This is a genomic window from Streptomyces sp. NBC_01267 (assembly GCF_036241575.1).
Lineage (GTDB): Bacteria > Actinomycetota > Actinomycetes > Streptomycetales > Streptomycetaceae > Streptomyces.
In genome coordinates this window covers 4,013,343-4,033,494 of sequence record NZ_CP108455.1, presented here as the reverse complement: position 1 = coordinate 4,033,494, position 20,152 = coordinate 4,013,343, and the positions used below count along the sequence as shown (strand labels likewise).

The window sequence follows — 20,152 nt, the reverse complement described above, 5'->3', positions numbered from 1 at the left end:
GGATGCTGGGCCCTTCCACCCATCGGCCAGATGATCCCTTCCCTCGCCACCTGGCCGCCCGCCCTCACCTGTGGGCGGGCGGCCACCCCACCACGCAGAACTTGTCGCCCTGCTTCGGAGGCACCTCCCATGGCGTATGACCCGCACCACCCTGAGGGTCCTCTCGATGACTCCTCGCGGCTGACGAAGTCGCCTACGCTGGCGAAACGTTGGTGGCGGGCGTTCGGACGGGCTGCTCCTGGCGGGGCCAGTAGTACCCCGAGTCCGACTCGTGGCCGGTCTTCGGTGATCTCCGCCCCGGGGGTGGCGGAGACGGCCCAGCGCCAGGGGGCGCCGGACCAGATGGTCGGGGCCGAGGGCGGCCCCGATCCGGACACACTTCACGCCTCCCAGCAGCAGATCCTCCGCTCCGCACCCGCCGCCGAGTCGGCGGCCGGTGAGCGAGCGGTGCAGGGTGTCCAGCCTGCGAATCGCCGCTTCACCGGCACCAAGCGAACCGTCCGCGTCGGTCCTTTGCGGTTCACCGGTGAGGAGCATGCCCAGCTCCAGGAAGCTGCCGCCGAGCACGGCTACAAGGGCGGATCAGGGTTTGCGGCCGATGTCGTCCTGGCCTTCGTATCCGGTCGGTTCACTACGAATCTGCCGCTGTCCGAGGACCGCCGCCGCACCCACATGTTCCGCGCCCAGGTGCTGCGCGAGCTCAACCGCACCGGCGTCAACATCAACCAGATCGCCCGCGCCCTGAACAGCGACTACACCCCGCCCGACATCCGCCGGCATCTCGACGAACTCCACCGCCTGCTCGCCCTGATCGCCGAGGCCCTGTGTGAGCCCGCCGAACCGACGAAGGACCTGTCCGCGTGATCGCCGCCATCAAACCGGCCGGGTCCAACACCCGTGGCCTGCTCGCCTACCTCTACGGCCCCGGACGCCACGACGCGCGGATCGCCGGATACTGCCACTACCTGCCGTTCTCCTTCACCGACACCGGCGACTTGGAGCTGGACCCGGCGTTGAACGACCGGGGCCTCGGTCACAGTGTGCTGCTGGCCTTCGCCGCCGGCCTCGCGGCCTGCGACCGCGTCCTGGTCCACTCCTCCACAGCCGCCTCCTGGACCACCGCAGCCGCTGCCCGCACCGGCGTCGAACTCGCCGACAAGCTGCACATCGTCCCCGCTCCCAGGGACGTACGGCTGGTACGCCACCCGGTCGACATCACCCCGCCCGAAGGCAGGGTCACCGGCATCTACAACCACCGCCTGTACAGGCACTACGGCACCGCCCGCTTCACCCAGCTCGCCCGCCGCCTCGTCGCCGACGCCCCGGTGCGGCTCACGGTCATGGACCTGTTCGGCACCCGCAGTCCTGAGCGCATCCGTCTCGACCCCAGCCCCGAACGACACTTGGAGGAGCTGGCGACCACGGACGGCGTCACCATCGCCTCCGACCGCGGCGACCGCATCCGCTACCGCAATCTGCTGGCCGGCACCCACTTCGGCATCGCGCCCTTCCGACCCGGCTGCCCCTGGTCCATGTCGGTGATCGACTGTCAGGCGATGGGCCTGCCTGTGATCGGACCTCGCACCGGCTGGCTAGCCGAGCACATCGACAACGAGCTGCTGTTCGACACCGACGAGCAGGCCGTCCAGATCGTCGAACGCCTCGCCACGGATGCCGAGTTCTACCTCGTCCATGCCAAGCGAGCGCACACCTCCACCACCGACCTCACCCCGGCCGCGGTGGCCGCCCGCTACCTGGAGGCGATCCGGTGACCAGCTTCGACGCGGTCCAGCTCTCCTACGACGAGCCACTGGCCAGCTCACTGCACACCCGCCTCGCCCGGGTGCTGGGCGGCACCGTCAAGCGCCTGCACGGAGTCCGCGGAATGCGACGCGCCTACCGGCTCACCGCCGAGATGGTCGACACCGAGACGTTCTTTCTCGCTGACGGCGACTTCGCCATCGACCCCGAGTTCCCCACCGCCACGGTGGAACCGCTTTCCGACGGGGTGGCAATGCGGGTCTGGCAGGCGGTCAACCCGGTCAACGGCCTGACCTACGGCTACGGCGGGCTCAAGCTGATCCGCCGCTCAGCGTTGAGGGAAATGGGCCAGGCCGTCGACGTGCTGGCCGCGCTGCCCGGCCGGGTCGAGTTCTGTCGCCAGACCGCCGGGGTCACGAGGTTCAACCAAACCCCGTTCCACGCGTGGAGGGCGGGCTTCCGCGAGTGCGCGATGCTCGCGCGTGGCAGCGAGTACGGCATGACCGACGTCTCCGCCCAGGAACGCATCGCCGCCTGGACGGCCAGTCGCGACGGCGAATTCGCCGCCTACTCGGCAGCCGGCGCCCGCGACGGAGTCGACTTCGCCAAGGTCGCCGCGCGCAACCCGCAGCACTTCGAGGCGCTCAACGACCCGCCCTGGCTGTACCAGCACTTCACCACGTTGTACGGCGAGCAGGCGGTCACCGGATGAACCCCGACCCCGGGCCACTGGTGCTGATCGAGCCGTACGCGCACCAAGGCGGCGGACACCACCAGCGCACGCTGGCGGCGCTCGCCTCCGTGCGGCCGGACAGCCTCGTCATCGCCCCAGGCGGCCTGAGCGATGACCTGGGCCCGCTGGTGCGGTCCAGCACCCGAGTCACCATCGGTCCGGCCGGGCCTGCGGCAAAGATCCTTCTGGCCGCCGCGCGGACGTCAGCACGGGTCTCCGCCGCCGGCCGGCAGGTCTTAGCCTCCCGGCGCTGGCCGCCGACGGTCCGCAGATTCCCGCACCAGGTCACCCTTCTCGCCCGGTGCCTGGCCGAAGCCGCCTGTCTTCGCACCGCGCGCCACCTCGCCCCTGGGGCCGCGACGGTCGTGATCCTCACCGCGAGTGAGGCCCTGCACGGTGCCGCGGCCCTGCTCGGCGGCACCCCGCACCTGCGGTTCGTCCATGAAGTGGTCACCACCGAGGACCTTCCGGTCAGGTGGCTGGGCCGAATCGCCCGCAGAGGTGAGAAGCGGGTGATCGCGTTGTACCCGACCACGGCCGTCCGCGACCAGGTCGCGCCGGCCTTTCCACGCCTCCGCGGTGAGGTACGGGCGTTCGCGGTCGACGACGGCCGGCGGCTGACCGACGCCGAGCGCGAGGGCGCCCGTGCCGCCTTCACCATCCCCTCCGACGCGAAAGCAGTGTGCGTGGTCGGGGGCTGGTGGCCGTACAAGGACATCGCCACCATCGACGCAGCCCTCGCCCGCCTCACCGAGCCGCTGCACGTCCTGGTGTGCGGCGCCCCACTGGACGACAGCACCCTCACACGCTGGCATCAGCTGCCGAACGTCCGCCTCCACACCGTGCCCGGACCGGTCGCCGACCAGGTCCTGCGACTGGTGTACGCCGCCGCCGACGCGGCCCTCGTCGCCCGGAAGCCCGGCGTAGGCAAGGAATCGGGACTGGTCATGGATGCCGCCCGCCTCGCCGTACCGCTGATCGTCTCCGCACACGACCCCGAGCTGGTCGCCCGGCTCACAGGGGAGCCGTGGGCCCAGTTCTTCCCGGCCGGTGACCCGAACGCACTTGCCAAGGCGCTGGACAAACTCGCGGCCGAGCCACCGGTCCGCCCGGGGCCATCGGCGCCCGAAGCGCTGGACATGCGCGCGGCAGCCGACCAGGCCGCGTTCCTCACCGACGCCTACACCCGCCTGACCAAGAAGTGCCGATGACGACGCCCATCTCTCCCACCCTGGTCGCGGTGATCGGCCCGGTCGAACCGGCCCTGCTCGCCGCTTGGACCGCCCACTACCGCCGGCTCGGCATCGAGCGGTTCCACCTCGCCTTCCACTTTCCCGACCACGTCCCCGACGCCTGGCGCCACCAGCTCGTCGCAGCCAGCCACGCTCTCGGCGTCATCCCTGCTCGGGTCAGTACCGGGCCGTGGCACGAGCACACCAACACCCGACTCCGCGACGACTTGCGCACCCAGGCTGGGCCCGGATGGCACCTGATCGCCGACTCCGACGAGTTCCAGACCTACCCGGCCCCGCTCTCCACCGTGATCGCCCAGGCCGAGGCCACCAGACAGAAGGTGATCGGCGGGCTGTTGCTCGACCGTGTCACGAACGACGGCCGCCTGGCCTTCTGGCGCCCGGAAACCGGACTGGACCGGGCCTTCCCGCTCGGCGGGCACCTCACTCACCGGCTCCTCAAGGGCGACCCCCGCAAGATCGTCCTCGCCCACTCCTCGGTGGCCATGGCATCCGGTAACCACCGGACACCGGGCCATAAACCGGCCCCGGACACGCTCGCGTGCGTGCATCACTTCAAGTGGCGCTCGGGCGTCCTGGGCGACCTGCAGCGGCGGGTAAGGCAGTTCACTTCCGGAGAGTGGGCCGAGCACACCCCGGCTGTCCGCAGCGAGGCGTCCCGCCTGCTGCTGCACATCGACCGTCACCACGGCCGCATCGATGTCTCCGACCCCCGCCTCGGGTTCCGCCACGTCACCCTCGACCGCCTGCCGGACGGCTGGGCCGCCGAAGCCGCCAGGATCGCCACCAACTGGCGTCCGCACGCGCCTCGGAACCAGTCCGGCTCCACGATCTCCTCGCCCTCGTTCTGAGGTACTTCGAAGCGCGCGAAGAAGTCGTCCAGGGCCTCCGGTGTGACGACCAGTGCGTTGGCATCCGCCCGCTCGTTACGTTCCACCAGCCGACGGAGCAGTTCGTCACGCTTCACCGGGAAGTACAGCAGCCGCCACTGCCGGCCGGCCGACTCAACCAGCTCCTTCATCGCATCGCGGTCCTTGCGCGGCCACAGCCCGTGGTCCCACACCACGTCCCGGCCCTCCGCGACCAGCTCGGCAAGCCGCCGGTGCAGCTCGGCGACGACCGGGGACTCCTTCTCGAAGTAGGTGTTCTCCGGGTAGTCGACGCCGTACCGGCCGTGCCGCTCGTAGACGACCTCGTCCACCGACAGCCGCACAGCACCCCGAGGCTCCAGCTCACGCTGCGCATAGGTGGTCTTCCCCGAACCGGTGAGCCCCACCAGCAGGAACACCACCGGAGTGCTCTCGGCCACCGCTGACTCCCCTCATCACCACAAGCGTTCTCCGGCCAGTCTGTCACCGCCGGTCGGCCCAGGCCCCCGTTCCCTGCTGCCGCCAACCGAAGGAGCCACCCGTGTCCGCCTCCGCTATCGCCCGCGCGCTGCGGGCCTACGTCCGCCACGCCTCTGGAACCGTGGGCAAGGCACGGCTCGTCAGCCGCTTCCTCGACGAGCACCTGCGAACCGACGCAGTCCACGCCACCGTCCGGCTGCGGTCCGGCGACGTGGTCACCGTCACCACCAGCGACGTCATCCAGCGCTACCAGTACCTGTTCGGCGAGTGGGAGCCGAACCTGAGCGCCTTCCTGCGCGACCGGCTACACCCTGGCGACACCTTCATCGACGTCGGAGCCCACCGCGGCGCGTTCACTCTCCTGGCCTCCCGCGCCGTCGGCCCCCACGGCCGCGTCGTCGCCATCGAGCCCTCCCCGCAGTTCCACGACGACCTGACCGCTGCGGCCACTGCCAACCACCGCACCAACATCCGCGCCGTTCGCTCCGCAGCCTCCGATACCCACGGCACGCTGACCCTGTATTTGGAGGACCCCGCCAACCTCGGCCACACCACCGCTGTCCGGCCCCGCTGTGTCCACACGGCCTTCGAGGCTCCCACCGCGCCCCTGGCCGACCTGGTCAGCCAGACCGAACTTGCCACCACCCGCATCATCAAGATCGATGTCGAAGGCGCCGAAGCAGCAGCCATCCGCGGACTGCTACCCGCGCTCCCCCACCTGCGGGACGACGCGGAACTCGTCGTGGAAGTCACGCCCAGGCTCCTGGCCAAGCAAGGCGAGAGCACCATCGCCATCATCAACACCCTTGGCGAACACGGCTTTCACGCGTACACGCTCACCAACGACTACGACCCGGCCACCTACCCCCGGGCCATGCGCCGACCACAACCGCCCGTCCGGTGCACCGAAACCCCGACCCACATGACCGACCTGGTCTTCTCACGCATCAACGCCGACCGCCTCATGCTCGGGTGCTGACAGCACACGTACGTTCCGAGCGGCGGGCCCAGACTGAACACACAGCCGGACCACCGACATCTTCTGGCATCAAGGAGAGGGCACTGTGATGAGCGCCAGCGTGATGAACAGCCGCAACATGGTCTGCGTGATCGTCCACGACAAGCGCGCCGGCACGATCGCCCGCTGTGCACTACGCCGCGCGTAACTGGTCCCCGCAACCGGCCTGGACCCTCCCCGGGGGCAAGGCCGAACCTGGCGAAGCCCTCGACGAGGCCGCCGCCCGCGAACTCAAGGAGGAGACCGGTCTGCTTGTCGGCCCGGCGGACCTCGCACTCGTCCACGTCATCCACGTCGAACATGGCTGGGACGAGGCCGGGCAGTTCGTCCTCTTTGCCTTCGCCACCGACACGTGGACCGGCGAACTGACCAACACCGAGCCGGCCAAGCACCTGGCGGCCCAGTGGGTCGCCGCCGACCGCCTGCCCGAGCCTGCGTTCCCGACCTCCGCACAGGCCCTTGCCGCGTATCAGAACGGTGGTCCCTCCTTCTCCCGCTACGGATGGGCGGCCACCGCGGCGCAATGAGCGGGCGGCAGATGATCGGCGGCCTCATCGTCGTGTGCGACGTCGAGCAGCCCAAGCAGCCCCGGCTCGTCTTCGCTCGGGACGAATGGGGGTCCGTGTCCGGCATAGGCTCAGTGACATGAGCCTGCGCCTGAGCACCGTGATCCTTCCCGTCGACCGTTGGCATGAGGGAGGCCGCGCCAAGTGGCAGCGCGCCGAGCAACTCGGCTTCCACGCCGCCTACACCTACGACCATCTCTCCTGGCGCACCTTCCGCGACGGTCCATGGTTCGGCGCTCTGCCCACGCTTACCGCTGCTGCCACGGCCACTGACCGGCTGCGCCTGGGCACCCTCGTTACGTCACCGAATTTCAGGCACCCTGTGACCCTTGCCAAAGAGCTGATCTCGCTTGACGACATCTCCGGCGGCCGGATCACGCTCGGCATCGGGGCAGGCGGCAACGGCTTCGACGCGACGGCACTAGGGCAGGAGCCGTGGACACCGAAGGAGCGGGCGGATCGGCTCGGCGAGTTCGTGCCGCTGCTCGACCGGCTGCTCACCGAGGACTCCGTCACGCACGAGGGGAACCTCTACTCGGCGGACGAGGCCCGGAACATCCCCGGCTGCGTACAGCAGCCCCGGCTGCCGTTCGCGGTGGCGGCGACAGGTCCGCGCGGGCTGAAGCTGGCCGCACGGTACGGGCAGGCATGGGTGACGACCGGTGACCCGAAGCTGTACGAGATGGGCACACCGGACCAGTCGGTGGAAGCCCTTCGCGGCCAGATTGAGAAACTCGGCACGGCATGTGCGGAGATCGACCGAGACGTGGCCGAACTCGACAAGATCCTGCTCCACGGCTTCACTCCCGACCGAAACCGGCCGCTGGATTCCGTAGACGCCTTTGTTGATTTCGCGGGCCGCCACCGTGAGCTCGGTTTCACCGAAATCGTGATCCACTGGCCGATTCCCGACTCGGACTTTGCCGCTGGCCAGGCGGTCTTCGAGTTGATTGCCACCGAAGGTCGCAAACAACTCGGCTAATTGCTGCACTATCGGGAGTAGGGGCTCAACAGGCACTTCGCTGGCATCGTGGGTTTAGCTTCCTGGCACGCGAAGTCGCTCTGCAGTCACATGGAATTCCTCAAAGGGTCGGCTGCCGAAAACTCCACAACGAGGGGGCTAGCCACTACGCACCGAGAGGTGGCGCCGGCACTCGAGAGAATTCCCGTGACCCGCGCGTATCCAGTCATCATTGCGGAAGTATCGATACTGCCGTCCTCGTCGTCCAACGCATCTAGCAGTTCCTGCACGCCCCGGCGGTGCAGGCGCGCCGCTTCCGGGGATGGAGTCCGTTCCAGTAGCAGCGGGTCGCGGTGCCTGGTGAGCGCCTCCACGACCTGCCCGGCCCTGGTGATGAATGCAGTTCCCAGGCTGGAGGCCGAGTTCTCTACTTCTAGCGCGGGACCGTCTACTGACATCGGGGTCCAGCCCTTGAGATGACGGACCGACCCATGCATGAGCAGACGGCAGTCCCCGTCTGTCACGGAGCCTGTTCTCTCTCGGTCTGAAGGGTCCACGAACAGTACGAGGTCCTGGTGAGCGCCATCGAGCGTCACGCAACGAAGTGGTGCTTCGAACTGCACCCACTGGCCGGGACGCAAGTCAGGCTGTGCGTACCAGCCCGCCACAAGCTCAACGTGCTCGGAAACATCGCGAAGGTGCCGCAGCTGCCCTTGTTCCAGGTTGGGTACCGGCGCGTCCAGGTCGATGCCTCCCAACGGCGTGGTCACTCGGAGAGCACCCGTACGCGGGACACGCCGTGGCGCAGGTACGAACTGCCGCAGTTTACTTTCCGACAGATAGACGATTTCGCGCACTGTGCGCTCCCGTTCGGTCGGTCTGTTCATGTGACACGCCATACTGCCATCCCGCGCCGACAGTGGCCGAAACGACACAATTACAGACCGATTCAAGCCAGTTGGCCGAGGAGTGGCCGGGTTGAGTCGACAATGGTCAGGCACATAACGCAGTTGGTGATGGCCTGGGGGATGTCATGGACGACGAGCTTGGCCTGGACACGGCGATTCAGCGACTCGGCGAACGGATCGAAGGCATAGAGGAGGGGCAAGGGCGTCACGAGGCGAGGCTGTCCGGCTTCAGGGAGGGGCTGCAAGACGTGGAGACGGACGTCGTGAGGCTTAGCGGGGAGGTCAGCAATGTGCGGCAGGAGATCGCAGGGCTAGAGAGCGCGGTCACCGACACACGCCAGACTCTCGACACCTTTATCGAACAGTACGGACGTGACCGGGAAGCCTCCAAGGCCCAGGCAGAACTGTCTCGGCTGACTACCGAGTGGCATGCAAGCTTCGCGCAGCGCAAACAGACCCGCACCCTGGCCCGCGGCCTAGTGCACACCCTCACCGCACAGGCCATCTACAGAAACGTAGTGAACACAGCCACCGTGCGGGCATGCTCCGAGGAGCGGCTACTCCTTGAGCCAACGTACTGGCTAGCGCCTGCCACGATGGCAGTCGCAGCCAAGTTCCGCGATGAGGAGGAGCAGGGTGAGCGCGCGCGGGCGCATGCTTGCGCCTTGGACGCCGCGAAGGCCAACCTCTTTTTCTCGTTTACGTGTTCTCGCCTCGGAGACGAAACCGAAGCCACTGCATGGATGGACCTTTACCTCCAGTCGCTCGACCCTGATGAACTGGGGCAAGACTTCTTGGTCGTCCTGGACGCGATCGCCGGCAAGGAACTGGGCGAAAAGGCACTCGGCTACGCCCGGCAGGCTATGGCGCGATGGAACCGAGGGGTCTCGCCCCTCTCAGCCGGTGCACCTGCATCGGTCGGCATGCTTGGTAGCACCCAGCTGGGGTCCCGTCTCTTGAACCTCCGAGGTCGCCTTACCGAGAACCGGTACGCAGTCCTACGCAAGACGTGCGGAGACCAATGGGAGGCGATCCGGGGTGCTTGGGAACTATCGACGGTGCCCGACAGGACCTTGGCCCACCTTGAGCACATGTTCCCTGATGGGTTCGACGGAGCCGATACGCCGGTCGGTAATGGCGGCCATGTGGAGAGCGCCCTCGAACGTCTCATCGATCAACTCGAGCCGGATGAAGCAGACATGCGCGAGAGGATGCGGCGACTTGAGCGGGTCATCGAACACGGCGGAGACCTTGAGGCGGCTGACAGGGCCCATGAATCGTCAGTCTCCCCCGACGGCGCCCCGATCGCACTCATGGAACTCCTCGATCAGGCCATCTTCGAGCCAGACGAAGTACGGCTCAGCCAACCGGCTCGCCGCATGGCTTTGCGGGCCATTTGGCCGGATTTGGAGGAGGCTGCGCAACGGCTCGTCACTGCCTCCCGCAATCGCCTCCCGCGTCACATCACGTTGAGCGTCGCGGGCTGGGACTGCTCCGTCCCGACGGACCCGCAGATGATGGTGCAGTCAGGCAGGGTTGTCGATGAACTCGACACGCATATCGAGCGACAGACTCAGGTTCGATCGGACGCTGTCGCGCGCAGATGGCCACGCGTGATCGGCGCCTTGGTAATCGGTGCGTTCACACTGGCGCTGGTGGTGCCGTTCGTCGATGGCGCAGCACGTTGGTTCTTCGCGCTGCTCACGATCGGACTCTTCACTGGGGCGGTCTGGGAGTTCGGAAGCATCCCGTTCCGCAGAAGGCGCGTACGCGATCACGGAGACCAATTGCGACACGAAGCTGTCGCAACGATGGACAAGGCGCTCCGCCAGTGCAAGGACCTTCTCGAGGATTGGCAAGATGCGGTGGAGCAGCTAGATCTCCTCACTCGGTGGGGAGACGGACACAAGCGGGGCTGATCACCTGGCGTGAGTGTCCGGCCAGGAAGCGGGAAAGGAACCAGATGGACACCTCCAAGTTGATCGGTGGCCGCTTCAAAGTTAAGGACCGTCCGGTCAGCGGTGCTATGGGTGACGTCTGGCCGGCCGAGGACACGAAGCTTGGCCGCACTGTGGCCCTGAAGTTTCTCGCGCGACGACGTCTCCGCCAGCAGGGAGCTGCCACAGAGTTCACCGATTGGACGGTGAAAAGGTTCGGGCGAGAGAGCGTTGCTATGGCGCGGGTCAGCCATGCCCACGTCGCGCAGATCTACGACACGGGCGAGCACGAGGGCGAGCTCTACATCGTCATGGAGTACATCCAGGGCAGATCACTCGCTAGCCATTTAAAGGAAGGGCCCACGCTCACGACCGAGCGAACCGTCCGCTGGACACGGGAGATCTGCGAGGGCCTGGACGCCGCGCACTTACGCAAGGTGCTCCACCATGACATCAAGCCCGACAACATCATGATCACAAACGAGGGCGTGGTGAAGATCGTGGACTTCGGGCTCGCGTCCTTCGCTGATGTCACCCAGTCCCACACAGGCGTGGGAACCGCTCTGTACAAGGCTCCCGAGAGGTGGGCTGGCAGCCCGGGCAGCGTGCATAGTGACCTGTATTCCGTGGGCTGCGTCCTCTACGAGATGCTGACGGGGCGACCGCCCTTCGGCAGCCCGCAGGACGATCCCATGACCGTGGGAAGAATGCACCAAGACAACTTGCCGGCACCGCCAAGTGCCCACCGCCCAGGCGTGCCCGATCAGCTTGACTTCATCGTCCGAATTCTCCTGGCCAAGGATCCGGCAGGTCGTCCGCGCAGCGCCGAAGCAGTTGCCGTAGTGATGAGCGAAGTCCAGCACTCCTTGGGAACTGAGGACGTGGCCATTGCCATGGGGCGGACTCACCTGCTGGACGCCGTGGACAGTAATGTCGGCCACTCGGAGCGTATTCAGGAATTGGACCGCCGCATCTTCGAACTGGAACTCCGGTTCGGGCCGTATGGTGAGGAAGTGATCGAAAAGCGCATAGAGCATGCCGAACTCACTGGCCAGTCGGGCGATACCCGGGGGGCTGCAGCCCTGTACAACCGCCTCGGCCGTGACTGCCAGGACCTTTTCGGGCTGTATGACAAGCGGGCACTAAATGCCTTCGAAGGTGTGGCCCGATGGATTTCAAGATCGGGTGCCGAGTAACCAACTCGTGCCGAGACGGGAGCGCCGGACCAGCACGGCATGCCTTCATTGAGCAGTCAGAGCGAGTAAGAGGTGATGAATACGAAGGTTGCGGACTGCATCACGTCGCGCGAGCACCGCCAACCGGATACGGACCGCAGTAGAGGCGCCCAGATTGGAGTCTGCAAATTTACGGCTGGTAAATCTACTACTTAACCTCACCTTCGGGCGGGGTGTTTCCGCGAATTGCATCAGACCTCAATCGGTACCCGATCGTAGCCTCGACAACACTCTCTCTGATCGCATCCATGTTGTCACCCTTCCGCACTGGAATATCCAGCACGCGGGCAAGAGCCTGCAGATCGGCGCGACTCAGCTTTTTATTTTTAAGATAATCCTCTCCGGCTTCCCGTGATTCCACACCGGAAAGGTCAATTCGCAGCTGCTCGAGATCGACGCTCGGGCTGCTCCGGCGAGCTTTGGCTTCTCGTGGCGCCTGCGTTCTGACCAGGGAAATTCGGTACCGCCCAGCCGCTAGATCTTCGATCTGTTCAGGTGATAGAGATTGCAGGAAAATCCCCACCTGCTCGAGCACCATACTCGACTCTCCTGCAGACGTGTGCATAGTTTTACACCCCAAGCTTGAGCATGAATTCCGAAACCAGGACTTCGAGTTCCCTGATCAACTGCTTCTCGGTCGCAGTCTTTCCGGCCCTCAGAACTAGGGGCTGCCCACTGCCAGGGGAGCTGGCGAACAGCGTCTTCGCCTCCCGCATAAGGCTGTCGAACACGGGCACTCCGAGCGATGCGGTCTGGCGCATATACGGACGCAGAGCGGAAATTGGCTGACCGCCATAAAATTGCATCATCGTGAAAACTACGCCAAGTACCTGCGGATTGATCACCCGCGCATTTCCGTCTCCAGGCTCGAGTTGCACATATTCATTGTAATCCCCAACGAGTTCGCGCAGACTTCGCTGGAGATAGTCGATTCCGAGTGTCGAAAGATAGTCGGCTTTGGCTGGGATGAGGACGCTGTCACTTGCGACGATTGCATTCTTTGTTACGATATTAAAATTTGGCGGGCAGTCGATTAGGATTACATCGAAATTGCTAAACACATCCTCTTTGAGTCCTTCAGAAAGACGTCGATGGACGCGGAGGTAGTTGATTTTGGATTGCTTGAGGGAGGCTCCCCCGAGTTCTGTGGCCAGTTCCAAATCGACGTTGATCAGCCCAAGATGCGACGGAATGAATCGCAAGATTCCGCCGTTCCCGAAGTCTCGAATTCGCGGAGCTCGCGTCACAAGTGACGATAGACTCAGAGGGGAACTGGAGTCGAACGACTCGTACCATCTCTTAATCGTCTTCTCGGCTTCAAGATTCTGTTGCCAATACTCGGGTCGAACAAGCGAAAATGTCAGACTCGCCTGCGGGTCGAGGTCGATGAGCAGAACTTTCTTCCCTCGAAATGCAAGCTCTGCTCCAATATTTGCAGTAAGGGTAGTCTTTCCGACCCCACCCTTATAATTGATGACTGACACAACTCGCACGCCGAACATCCCCTCCCGCTGCGCGAGCTCGATTCGGCTCGCACGCGGTGAAGCTACAGCGCACGGTCATTCAGCGTCTCCGAATTTGACAAACTGGGATCCACGCCCTGCCAGCGCGGTCGAGTGGTGGGTTGACCGAGGGCAAGAGTCGAACCCCGATGCGAAGCCAGTGCAACTTGGTGAGTCGAAGAGGCTTGACTGAGTTGACGAGGGTACCCAAACGCATACGCTGCGTTACCGACGCTGCCGCGTCAGCGTCGGGATCGCACCGAACCATGGCCCGTCGCGGAAGCTCCGCCAGGACAGATGGTCGTAGGTGTACGCGGTGTGGAAGCCGAGTTGTTCGGCGTGCTGCCACAGCCTCCGTCCGTTGGTCCATCGATGGATCGGCAGGATCACAGTGCTCAGACGCATACCTCGACGATAGGCGAGACGGTCTGAGACGTTCCGGCGGATGTGGTGACGCGGCAAAGGGATGCGGCGGGGCCAACTCGCTGCCCTCGGTGGGGCAGTTGGAGCGCGCGACCTTTTGCGAAGCTAGCTTCGAGATGTAGTGTCTTCAGTGTCACCGAGGATCGGGCGTGGCCCGGACTCGGTGTGTGGTGCCGCACGAACCGCCGCGCCACCCTGCATGGTTTGGACGCCCGGCAGGGTGGCGCGGTTCGACCATCCCCGCACAGAGTGCGAAGACAGAAAGGACATCCTCGTGAGGATTCCCATTACCCATCATGCATGGTCCCTCCCGCCTCGGGCCATCAAGGCCGGGGTGCCGCTTGTGCTGATCATCGTCCTGATTGTGTTCGGCGCCTTCGCCCTGGGGCACGGTACGGCGGCGCTGACCGTGGTCGTCATGGCCCTGCTGGCCGCTGCCATGGAGGAACTGGTACGCGGCGCCGTGCGGTACTGGACGCGGGTCGCCTGACCGTGGGTGGTGCGGGTGCGCACCCGCACCACCCACGCGCGGGGCCACGGCAGATCGGGGTGCCGGGAAGAGGACCGAGGAGCTGTGAAAGGAGACGACGTATCCATGAGCCGGGACCATGAGATCCCGCTCGGGACCCTGTGCGAGGTGAAGGCAGGGCCGTCCGGGTCCTTGCTGGACAACCTCCAAGAAGGCCCCGACGGAGTGCCGGTGATCTCGCCGCCGGATCTCACCGACGACCACAAAGTGGACACCCGGCGGCTACGGCGGGTTCCGTGGGACGGAGCGAAACGCCTCTCCCGGTTCTCGCTGCGGGAGGGCGACATCCTCGTCGTGCGGCAGGGGACGCTCGGCCGGCTGGCGCTGGTCGAGGCGGAACACGCCACCTGGTTCTATGGTTCGTCCTGTCTGCGCATCAGGCCCCAGCGAGACCGTGTCCTGCCGGAGTACCTGGTGTCGTATCTGTCGTATCCGCCCGTGCAGCGGTACATGCTGGGCCAGTCCATCCCGGGTACGGTGCCTTCGCTCAACTCGGCGATGCTGAACGAGTTGCCGGTCACCGTTCCGCCCTTGGACCGGCAGCACGCTGTCGTCGAAGCGCTGGCGGATGTCGACGTACGGATCAGGATCCAGCGGCAGATGGCTGATCGCCTGGAGGCACTACGGCCGGCCATCTTCGGAGAGCTGATCCAGGGAGTGAGGCGCACGTGAGTCTGTTGAACCTCGACCAATTGGAACGGGCCCTCTTCGACGCTGGCGACATCCTGCGCGGCAGGATGGACGCGTCGCAGTACCGTGAAGTCATCTCTGCGATGCTGCTTCTCAAGCGGGTCTCGGATCAGCCGGGCATCCTGCGGGTGCCTGACCGTGCGCGTTGGTCCCAGATCGTCGACTACGAGGGCAAGGCGCCGGGGCGGGTACTCAACGAGGCTCTGTGGGCACTTGAGCAGAGCAACCCAGAAGTCCTTAAGGGCGTGTTCGAGGCTGTCGACTTCGACGTAAGACTGAGCCGCGGCGAATTGAAGGCAATGGTCGATCACTTCGACCGTATTCCGCTGAACGACGGCGACCTGGAGTTCGGCGACGTGGTCGGCCGCGCGTACGACCACCTCCTGGGCGCGTTCGCCGACAGTTTCGGGAAACGGGGTGGAGAGTTCTTCACGCCCCGTTCTGTGGTCAGCCTGATGGTGCGCCTGGTCCGCCCGCTGGCAGGACAGTCGGTCTACGATCCGTTTGCCGGCTCAGGAGGCATGCTCGTCCAAGCCGGGCAGTACGTCGACGAGCAGGGCGGGGAGGGCGCGGACCTCGCCCTCTTCGGGCAGGAGATGAACGCCGCGACGTGCTCCACTGCTCGGCTGAACCTTCTGCTGCACGGCCTCACGGACAGTTCCGTGCTCTGCGGGGACACACTGACCGATCCACTTCACTCACTGGAGGACGGGCACCTCAGGCGCTTCGACCGCGTACTGACCAATCCTCCCTTCTCGATGAACTACTCCGAGAAGGAGATGAGGCATTCGGAGCGGATGAAGTATGGCTGGACACCCGGGCAGGGTAAGAAGGCCGATCTGATGAACGTCCAGCACGTGCTGGCCACACTCCTTCCGGACGGGATCGGAGCGGTCGTCACCCCGCACGGTGTGCTGTTCCGGGGTGGGGCAGAGGAGCAGATCCGCCGGGGAATCGTCGAAGACGGCCGACTCGAAGCGGTGATCGGTATCGGACCGAACGTCTTCTACGGCACGGCCATCCCGGCCTGCATCCTGGTCTTGCGGGGCACGGCCGGCACATCGGCGGATCAGCGCGGCCAGGTACTGTTCGTCAACGCGGAGCGCGAAGTGGTCACGGGGCGGTCGCAGAACCGCTTGGAGCCGCAGAACGTGGAAAAGATCGTGGGCGCCTTCCACGAGTGGGCGGACATCCCCGGCTTCTCGCGAGTGGTCTCTCTGGACGAGATCGAGGCCAACGACTTCAACCTCAACATCCGGCGTTATGTCGACCCGGGTCCACCCGCCGAGCCATCGCTGGACGTCCGTGCCGCGCTGTTCGGTGGGGTACCGAGAAGTGAGGTCGTCGCGGGGATGGAGAGGTTCCAGGTCTTCGGTATCGGCCTCACCGACCTGTTCACGACGAAGGATTCCGGCTACTTCGATTTCCCTGCCCGCGGGTGCGAGGCGACGGCAGCGCGTATCTCGGACCTGGCCGCTGCCCGAGAGGGGGACTTCGTCGACCACTGCCGCTCCTGGTGGCGTGCAACGGAATCACGCATTGCCGAACTCGTGGGCACCGGAAATCTGTTGACGTCGCGTTCCCGGCTCATGGCCTCTTTCCGTGAGGAGCTCCTGCTGGCCGGGATCCTGGACCGGTACCAGTTGACCGGTGCGTTCGCGGCATGGTGGGCCGTCCGGCAGGACGACCTCAGAAGCCTGGACCTCCGGAGCTTTCCCGGGGTGATCGCCCGGTGGGCGGTGGCCGACGGCCGACCTTCGTATCTCCCTGATGGCCTGGCACGCGAGCGAGTGCTTGAGGTCCTTGGTGACGACCTTTGCTCTCGTGTGGAGAGGCTCGCTGCCGCAAAGCGACAGGGAATGGTCGACGTCTACCGCTCATGGGGTGACCGGTACGAAACTTCCATCGCGGATTTGGAGAGGCAGAGCGAGGCGGCTGCGACACGGCTCAGAGTCCGCCTGGAGGAACTCGGTTACACGTGACCAGTCCGTTCTACTGGTCCGCCCTGACCCGGCGTCGTCCAGGCGGGGAACCGCTGTCCCCATCACTCCCTGGTCGGCTGCCAGACGGACGATGACATGGCCCTGCTGTGCGCTGACCGCGTCCGGCCCATCAGTATCTGAGTCGGAGACAACGAATTCGCCCAGGTCACGCCGCGATAGGTGAAAGAGGCTTGACTGAGGTGACGAGCGTGCCCAGCCGGATGTGCCCGGTCGCCGCCGCCGCCGCGGTCAGCGTCGGCACCGCACCGAACCACGGGCCGTCGCGGAACGGCACCCGCCAGGACAGATGATCGTAGGTGTACGCGGTGTGGAAACCCAGCCCCTCGGCGCGCACCCACTGCTCACGGCCACCCTCGCGCCAGCGGCGGACGGGGAGAATCACGGTACTCAGACGCATGGCCACGACCCTACGTCGTACCCGCCCCCGGGCGGACCCGGTCGCCGGACCGGACCGCACGCACCCCACCCGGCGGCGCCTCCGGGGACGGGAACGCGGCCCGGACGCTCACCGGCGGGGCCCGCCCGGCTCAGCCGCGTGCCCGCGCACGCTCTCAGATGTGCGACCTTTCGCACGCCCGTGCGCTCCGTGCGGGAGAATGGTCCGGTGACCTCAGCTACCGGCCCCGCCGCCCCCCTTCCGCCCCGGCTGATCGCCACCGATCTGGACGGCACCCTGCTGCGGGACGACAGGACCGTCTCGGACCGCACCATCGCCGCGCTGGCCGCCGCCGAGGAGGCCGGGATCGACGTCTTCTTCGTCACCGGTCGTCCGGCCCGGTGGATGGATGTCGTCAGCGACCACGTCCACGGCCACGGCCTCGCCATCTGCGGCAACGGCGCAGCCGTGGTCGACCTGCACGGCGACGGAGGCGGACACGTCTTCGTCAAGGTCCTCCCCCTGGAGCGCACCGACGCACTCGACGTGATCTCCATCCTGCGAGCCGCCGCACCCGGCACCTCGTTCGCCGTGGAGCGGACCGGCGGCATCCACCACGAACTGGCCTACCCCCCGATGCAGTTCGACCCCGCATCGAGCGTCGCACCCGCCGAGAAGCTGCTCGCTCCGGACTCCGACATCGCGGATCAGCCGGTACTGAAGGTGCTCGCGCACCACCCCGAGCTGGCGCCCGACGACTTCCTCGCCCTGGCGCGCGCCGCCGTCGGGGACCGCGCGTCCATCACCCGCTCCAGCCCGACCGCGCTGCTGGAGATCAGCGGCGCCGGTGTCTCCAAGGCGGGCACCCTGGAACTGTGCTGCGCCGAGCGGGGCATCGCCCCGTCCGAGGTCGTCGCCTTCGGTGACATGCCGAACGATGTCGAGATGCTGAGCTGGGCGGGCACCTCGTACGCGATGGGCAACGCCCACCCGGAAGCGGTGGCCGCCGCTTCGGGGCGGACTCTGACGAACAACGAGGACGGCGTCGCGGTCATCATCGAGCAGATCCTCAAGGCCCGCTGACACCTGGCGCCTCACCACGAGTCCCGCTGACACCGGCGCCGCTGCTGCCCGGCGGTCCGGCGCGGTCCCGGCCCGGCGCAGCTACAGCGGGGCCTCCCACACCACCGTCGTGCCGCCGCCCCCGCCGCCGAGTCCCGGACCGTGGCTGCTCGATCCGCCCAGCGACTCCGCGCGCCTGTCGAGATTGCGCAGCCCGCTGCGGCGCCCGCCCTCCGGAATGCCGACACCGTCGTCGGCAACGGTGAGACGCACCGCCGGACGGCCGTCGTCCAGGTGCGCGGTGGCGTCGACGACCACTTCGATACGGGAGGCACGGGCGTGCCGGAAGGCATTGGACAGCGCCTCCCGCAGCGCAGCGATCAGGTTCTTCCCCGTCAGTTCACCGACGGCCGTGTCGACCGCGCCCACAAAGCGGTGTTCCGGCTTGAACCCGAGTGGCACGGCCGCCATGTTGATCTCCCGCAGCACCCGCTTGCACAGCCCCGAGGGCGCTTCGGCGGGCCCCTGCTGGAGCGCGAAGATGGCGGTGCGGATCTCCTGGATCGTGACATCCAGTTCGTCCACGGCCTTCCCCACACCGTCTCTGACCTCGGGCATCGCGGACTGCCGGTGGGCGCCCTCCAGCATCATTCCGGTGGCGAACAGCCGCTGGATGACCAGGTCGTGCAGATCGCGGGCGATCCGGTCGCGGTCCTCGAAGACCGCGAGGCGCTCCCTGTCCCGCTGCGCGTCGGCCATCATGAGTGCCAGCGCGGCCTGTGAGGCGAACTGCGCGGCCAGCGAGCGCTCGGCCGCGCTGAACGGCCGGGCGCCCCGCTCGCGCGGAGTCGCCAGTACGCCCAGCAGACGGCCCCCGCTGTGCAGCGGCAGCAGCATGCTCGGCCCGTACTCCCTGCCGAGATCGGTGATCATCCGCGGGTCGGTGGCCGAGTCGTCCACGAACACCGGGGAGCCCGAGAGCAGCGTCGCCACGATGCCGCTCTCCGGCGGGGCGATCATCCCCAGCGCGGGGCCGGGCCGGTCGGTGGAGGAGAGGGCGACGACCTCAAGACCGCCCTCGGCGGCGGGCAGCATGACCACCCCGACCGCCGCGTCCGCGAGCCGGCGCGCCTGCTCGGCGACCACCGAGAGCGCGTCATCGGCATCGCCACCGGCCAGCAGCGCCGTGGTGACGGCCACCGAGCCGTCGATCCACCGCTCACGCTGCCGGGCGGCCTCGTACAGCCGCGCGTTGTTGATCGCGATGCCCGCCTCGGTGGAGAGGACCCGGACCATGTGGAAGTCGGCGTCGGTGAATTCGGCCCCGCCCTTCTTCTCGGCGACGTAGAGATTGCCGAAGGTCTCCCCCTGTACCTGGACGGGTCCCCCCAGGAAGGTCCGCATCGGCGGATGGTGCGGAGGGAACCCGCCCGCGCGCGGATCCTCCGTCAGATCGGTGAGCCGCACCCCGTGGGACTCGTTGATCAGCGCGCCCAGCAGCCCGGTCCGCCCGTCGGGGATCCGGCCGATCCTGGCCGCGTCCTCGGGTGCGATGCCGTACGTGACGAAGTCGCTGAGGCCGCCGCGCTCCCGGTCGACGACCCCGATGGCCGCGTACCTGGAGTCCGTCAGCCCCGCCGCGGTCTCGCAGATCCTGTTCAGGGTGGAGTGCAGTTCGAGCCCCGTGCCGATGGTGCGCATGGCGTCGAGCAGCTGCGGCACACGCTCGGTGAGTTCGGCGGAGAGCCCGCGCAGGCTGTGGTTCGCGCCGGTGGGGGGCTTCGGGGGATCGGTCGGATCCGGAGCTGGCATACCCCGAAGCCTAGTTAGTCCCATTTGGAGTGGA

18 protein-coding genes and 3 pseudogenes are annotated in these 20,152 nt (G+C 66.6%); 14 read left to right on the top strand and 7 right to left on the bottom strand.

Annotation, left to right across the window (positions count from 1 at the left end; genetic code table 11):
* Positions 1-303 precede the first annotated feature (303 nt).
* From OG709_RS18545 to OG709_RS18525, 5 genes are read left to right on the top strand one after another with little or no spacing between them, the layout of a single operon-like run.
* Positions 304-864 carry a MobC family plasmid mobilization relaxosome protein gene (locus OG709_RS18545; protein ID WP_329169141.1) on the top strand — a complete coding sequence of 187 codons (561 nt, stop codon included), beginning with the start codon at positions 304-306 and terminating at the stop codon, positions 862-864.
* Entirely contained in the window at positions 861-1,772 is a 912-nt protein-coding gene (locus tag OG709_RS18540) for a glycosyltransferase family 1 protein (RefSeq protein WP_329169280.1), read from the top strand. Before OG709_RS18545 ends, OG709_RS18540 begins: the two co-directional genes overlap by 4 nt.
* A complete protein-coding gene (locus OG709_RS18535; RefSeq protein WP_329167008.1) occupies positions 1,769-2,473 on the top strand; it encodes a hypothetical protein in 705 nt (234 codons plus the stop codon). The genes OG709_RS18540 and OG709_RS18535 overlap by 4 nt, the downstream gene beginning before the upstream one ends.
* Complete coding sequence (locus OG709_RS18530) at positions 2,470-3,705, top strand: glycosyltransferase (RefSeq protein WP_329167007.1); 1,236 nt, start codon at positions 2,470-2,472, stop codon at positions 3,703-3,705. Before OG709_RS18535 ends, OG709_RS18530 begins: the two co-directional genes overlap by 4 nt.
* Positions 3,702-4,598: a glycosyltransferase family 2 protein gene (locus OG709_RS18525; protein WP_329167005.1), complete on the top strand. Its 897-nt coding sequence runs from the start codon at positions 3,702-3,704 to the stop codon at positions 4,596-4,598. Before OG709_RS18530 ends, OG709_RS18525 begins: the two co-directional genes overlap by 4 nt.
* 11 nt (positions 4,599-4,609) lie before the next feature.
* Here the strand turns inward: OG709_RS18525 and OG709_RS18520 are convergent.
* Positions 4,610-5,056, bottom strand: a pseudogene (locus OG709_RS18520) (AAA family ATPase); the annotation flags it as partial.
* Positions 5,057-5,157: 101 nt separating this feature from the next.
* On the opposite strand from OG709_RS18520, the gene OG709_RS18515 reads away from it, so the two are divergent.
* The 3 genes from OG709_RS18515 to OG709_RS18505 all read left to right on the top strand — a co-directional run bounded on the left by OG709_RS18515 (position 5,158) and on the right by OG709_RS18505 (position 7,662).
* Positions 5,158-6,075 (top strand): FkbM family methyltransferase, encoded by a 918-nt coding sequence (locus OG709_RS18515; protein ID WP_329167003.1) that lies wholly within the window; start codon positions 5,158-5,160, stop codon positions 6,073-6,075.
* 167 nt (positions 6,076-6,242) lie between these two features.
* Positions 6,243-6,641 (top strand): NUDIX domain-containing protein, encoded by a 399-nt coding sequence (locus tag OG709_RS18510; RefSeq protein ID WP_329167001.1) that lies wholly within the window; start codon positions 6,243-6,245, stop codon positions 6,639-6,641.
* A 118-nt stretch (positions 6,642-6,759) separates the two neighbouring features.
* Positions 6,760-7,662 carry an LLM class flavin-dependent oxidoreductase gene (locus tag OG709_RS18505; RefSeq protein WP_329166999.1) on the top strand — a complete coding sequence of 301 codons (903 nt, stop codon included), beginning with the start codon at positions 6,760-6,762 and terminating at the stop codon, positions 7,660-7,662.
* 86 nt (positions 7,663-7,748) lie between these two features.
* Here OG709_RS18505 and OG709_RS36095 read toward each other — a convergent pair whose 3' ends face one another.
* On the bottom strand, positions 7,749-8,528 hold the full coding sequence (locus OG709_RS36095) for an SAVMC3_10250 family protein (protein ID WP_443068543.1): 780 nt from the start codon (positions 8,526-8,528) through the stop codon (positions 7,749-7,751).
* Positions 8,529-8,674: 146 nt separating this feature from the next.
* On the opposite strand from OG709_RS36095, the gene OG709_RS18500 reads away from it, so the two are divergent.
* Together OG709_RS18500 and OG709_RS18495 are read left to right on the top strand one after the other, a co-directional pair.
* Positions 8,675-10,468, top strand: a complete 1,794-nt coding sequence (locus OG709_RS18500; RefSeq protein ID WP_329166997.1) for a hypothetical protein — start codon at positions 8,675-8,677, stop codon at positions 10,466-10,468.
* A 44-nt stretch (positions 10,469-10,512) separates the two neighbouring features.
* Positions 10,513-11,682, top strand: a complete 1,170-nt coding sequence (locus tag OG709_RS18495; RefSeq protein ID WP_329166995.1) for a serine/threonine-protein kinase — start codon at positions 10,513-10,515, stop codon at positions 11,680-11,682.
* Between the two features lie 187 nt (positions 11,683-11,869).
* On the opposite strand, the gene OG709_RS18490 is transcribed toward OG709_RS18495, so the two are convergent.
* From OG709_RS18490 to OG709_RS18480, 3 genes and pseudogenes are all read right to left on the bottom strand, one after another.
* Positions 11,870-12,259 carry a hypothetical protein gene (locus OG709_RS18490; RefSeq protein WP_329166993.1) on the bottom strand — a complete coding sequence of 130 codons (390 nt, stop codon included), beginning with the start codon at positions 12,257-12,259 and terminating at the stop codon, positions 11,870-11,872.
* A gap of 31 nt (positions 12,260-12,290) precedes the next feature.
* Positions 12,291-13,205 carry a ParA family protein gene (locus tag OG709_RS18485; protein WP_329166992.1) on the bottom strand — a complete coding sequence of 305 codons (915 nt, stop codon included), beginning with the start codon at positions 13,203-13,205 and terminating at the stop codon, positions 12,291-12,293.
* Between the two features lie 208 nt (positions 13,206-13,413).
* Positions 13,414-13,670, bottom strand: a pseudogene (locus OG709_RS18480) (LLM class flavin-dependent oxidoreductase); the annotation flags it as partial.
* A 250-nt stretch (positions 13,671-13,920) separates the two neighbouring features.
* Between OG709_RS18480 and OG709_RS18475 the strand changes: the two are divergent.
* From OG709_RS18475 to OG709_RS18465, 3 genes are all read left to right on the top strand, one after another.
* Positions 13,921-14,136 (top strand): hypothetical protein, encoded by a 216-nt coding sequence (locus OG709_RS18475; protein WP_329166990.1) that lies wholly within the window; start codon positions 13,921-13,923, stop codon positions 14,134-14,136.
* A 105-nt stretch (positions 14,137-14,241) separates the two neighbouring features.
* Entirely contained in the window at positions 14,242-14,847 is a 606-nt protein-coding gene (locus OG709_RS18470; RefSeq protein ID WP_329166988.1) for a restriction endonuclease subunit S, read from the top strand.
* The gene (locus OG709_RS18465; protein ID WP_329166986.1) at positions 14,844-16,847 is read left to right on the top strand and encodes a type I restriction-modification system subunit M; all 2,004 of its coding nucleotides are present in this window, start codon (positions 14,844-14,846) and stop codon (positions 16,845-16,847) included. Before OG709_RS18470 ends, OG709_RS18465 begins: the two co-directional genes overlap by 4 nt.
* Before the next feature lie 175 nt (positions 16,848-17,022).
* Here the strand turns inward: OG709_RS18465 and OG709_RS18460 are convergent.
* Positions 17,023-17,265 (bottom strand): annotated as a pseudogene (locus OG709_RS18460) (LLM class flavin-dependent oxidoreductase); the annotation flags it as partial.
* A gap of 207 nt (positions 17,266-17,472) precedes the next feature.
* On the opposite strand from OG709_RS18460, the gene OG709_RS18455 reads away from it, so the two are divergent.
* On the top strand, positions 17,473-18,327 hold the full coding sequence (locus tag OG709_RS18455) for a Cof-type HAD-IIB family hydrolase (protein WP_329166982.1): 855 nt from the start codon (positions 17,473-17,475) through the stop codon (positions 18,325-18,327).
* An 81-nt stretch (positions 18,328-18,408) separates the two neighbouring features.
* Here OG709_RS18455 and OG709_RS18450 read toward each other — a convergent pair whose 3' ends face one another.
* The gene (locus OG709_RS18450; RefSeq protein WP_329166980.1) at positions 18,409-20,118 is read right to left on the bottom strand and encodes a GAF domain-containing sensor histidine kinase; all 1,710 of its coding nucleotides are present in this window, start codon (positions 20,116-20,118) and stop codon (positions 18,409-18,411) included.
* Positions 20,119-20,152 lie beyond the last annotated feature (34 nt).

Coding starts and splice junctions, on each gene's coding strand:
- OG709_RS18495 (WP_329166995.1), top strand. CDS start 10,513: ATGGACACCTCCAAGTTGATCGGTGGCCGCTTCAAAGTTAAGGACCGT.
- OG709_RS18530 (WP_329167007.1), top strand. CDS start 2,470: ATGAACCCCGACCCCGGGCCACTGGTGCTGATCGAGCCGTACGCGCAC.
- OG709_RS18490 (WP_329166993.1), bottom strand. CDS start 12,259: ATGGTGCTCGAGCAGGTGGGGATTTTCCTGCAATCTCTATCACCTGAA.
- OG709_RS18450 (WP_329166980.1), bottom strand. CDS start 20,118: ATGCCAGCTCCGGATCCGACCGATCCCCCGAAGCCCCCCACCGGCGCG.
- OG709_RS36095 (WP_443068543.1), bottom strand. CDS start 8,528: ATGAACAGACCGACCGAACGGGAGCGCACAGTGCGCGAAATCGTCTAT.
- OG709_RS18525 (WP_329167005.1), top strand. CDS start 3,702: ATGACGACGCCCATCTCTCCCACCCTGGTCGCGGTGATCGGCCCGGTC.
- OG709_RS18470 (WP_329166988.1), top strand. CDS start 14,242: ATGAGCCGGGACCATGAGATCCCGCTCGGGACCCTGTGCGAGGTGAAG.
- OG709_RS18505 (WP_329166999.1), top strand. CDS start 6,760: ATGAGCCTGCGCCTGAGCACCGTGATCCTTCCCGTCGACCGTTGGCAT.
- OG709_RS18500 (WP_329166997.1), top strand. CDS start 8,675: ATGGACGACGAGCTTGGCCTGGACACGGCGATTCAGCGACTCGGCGAA.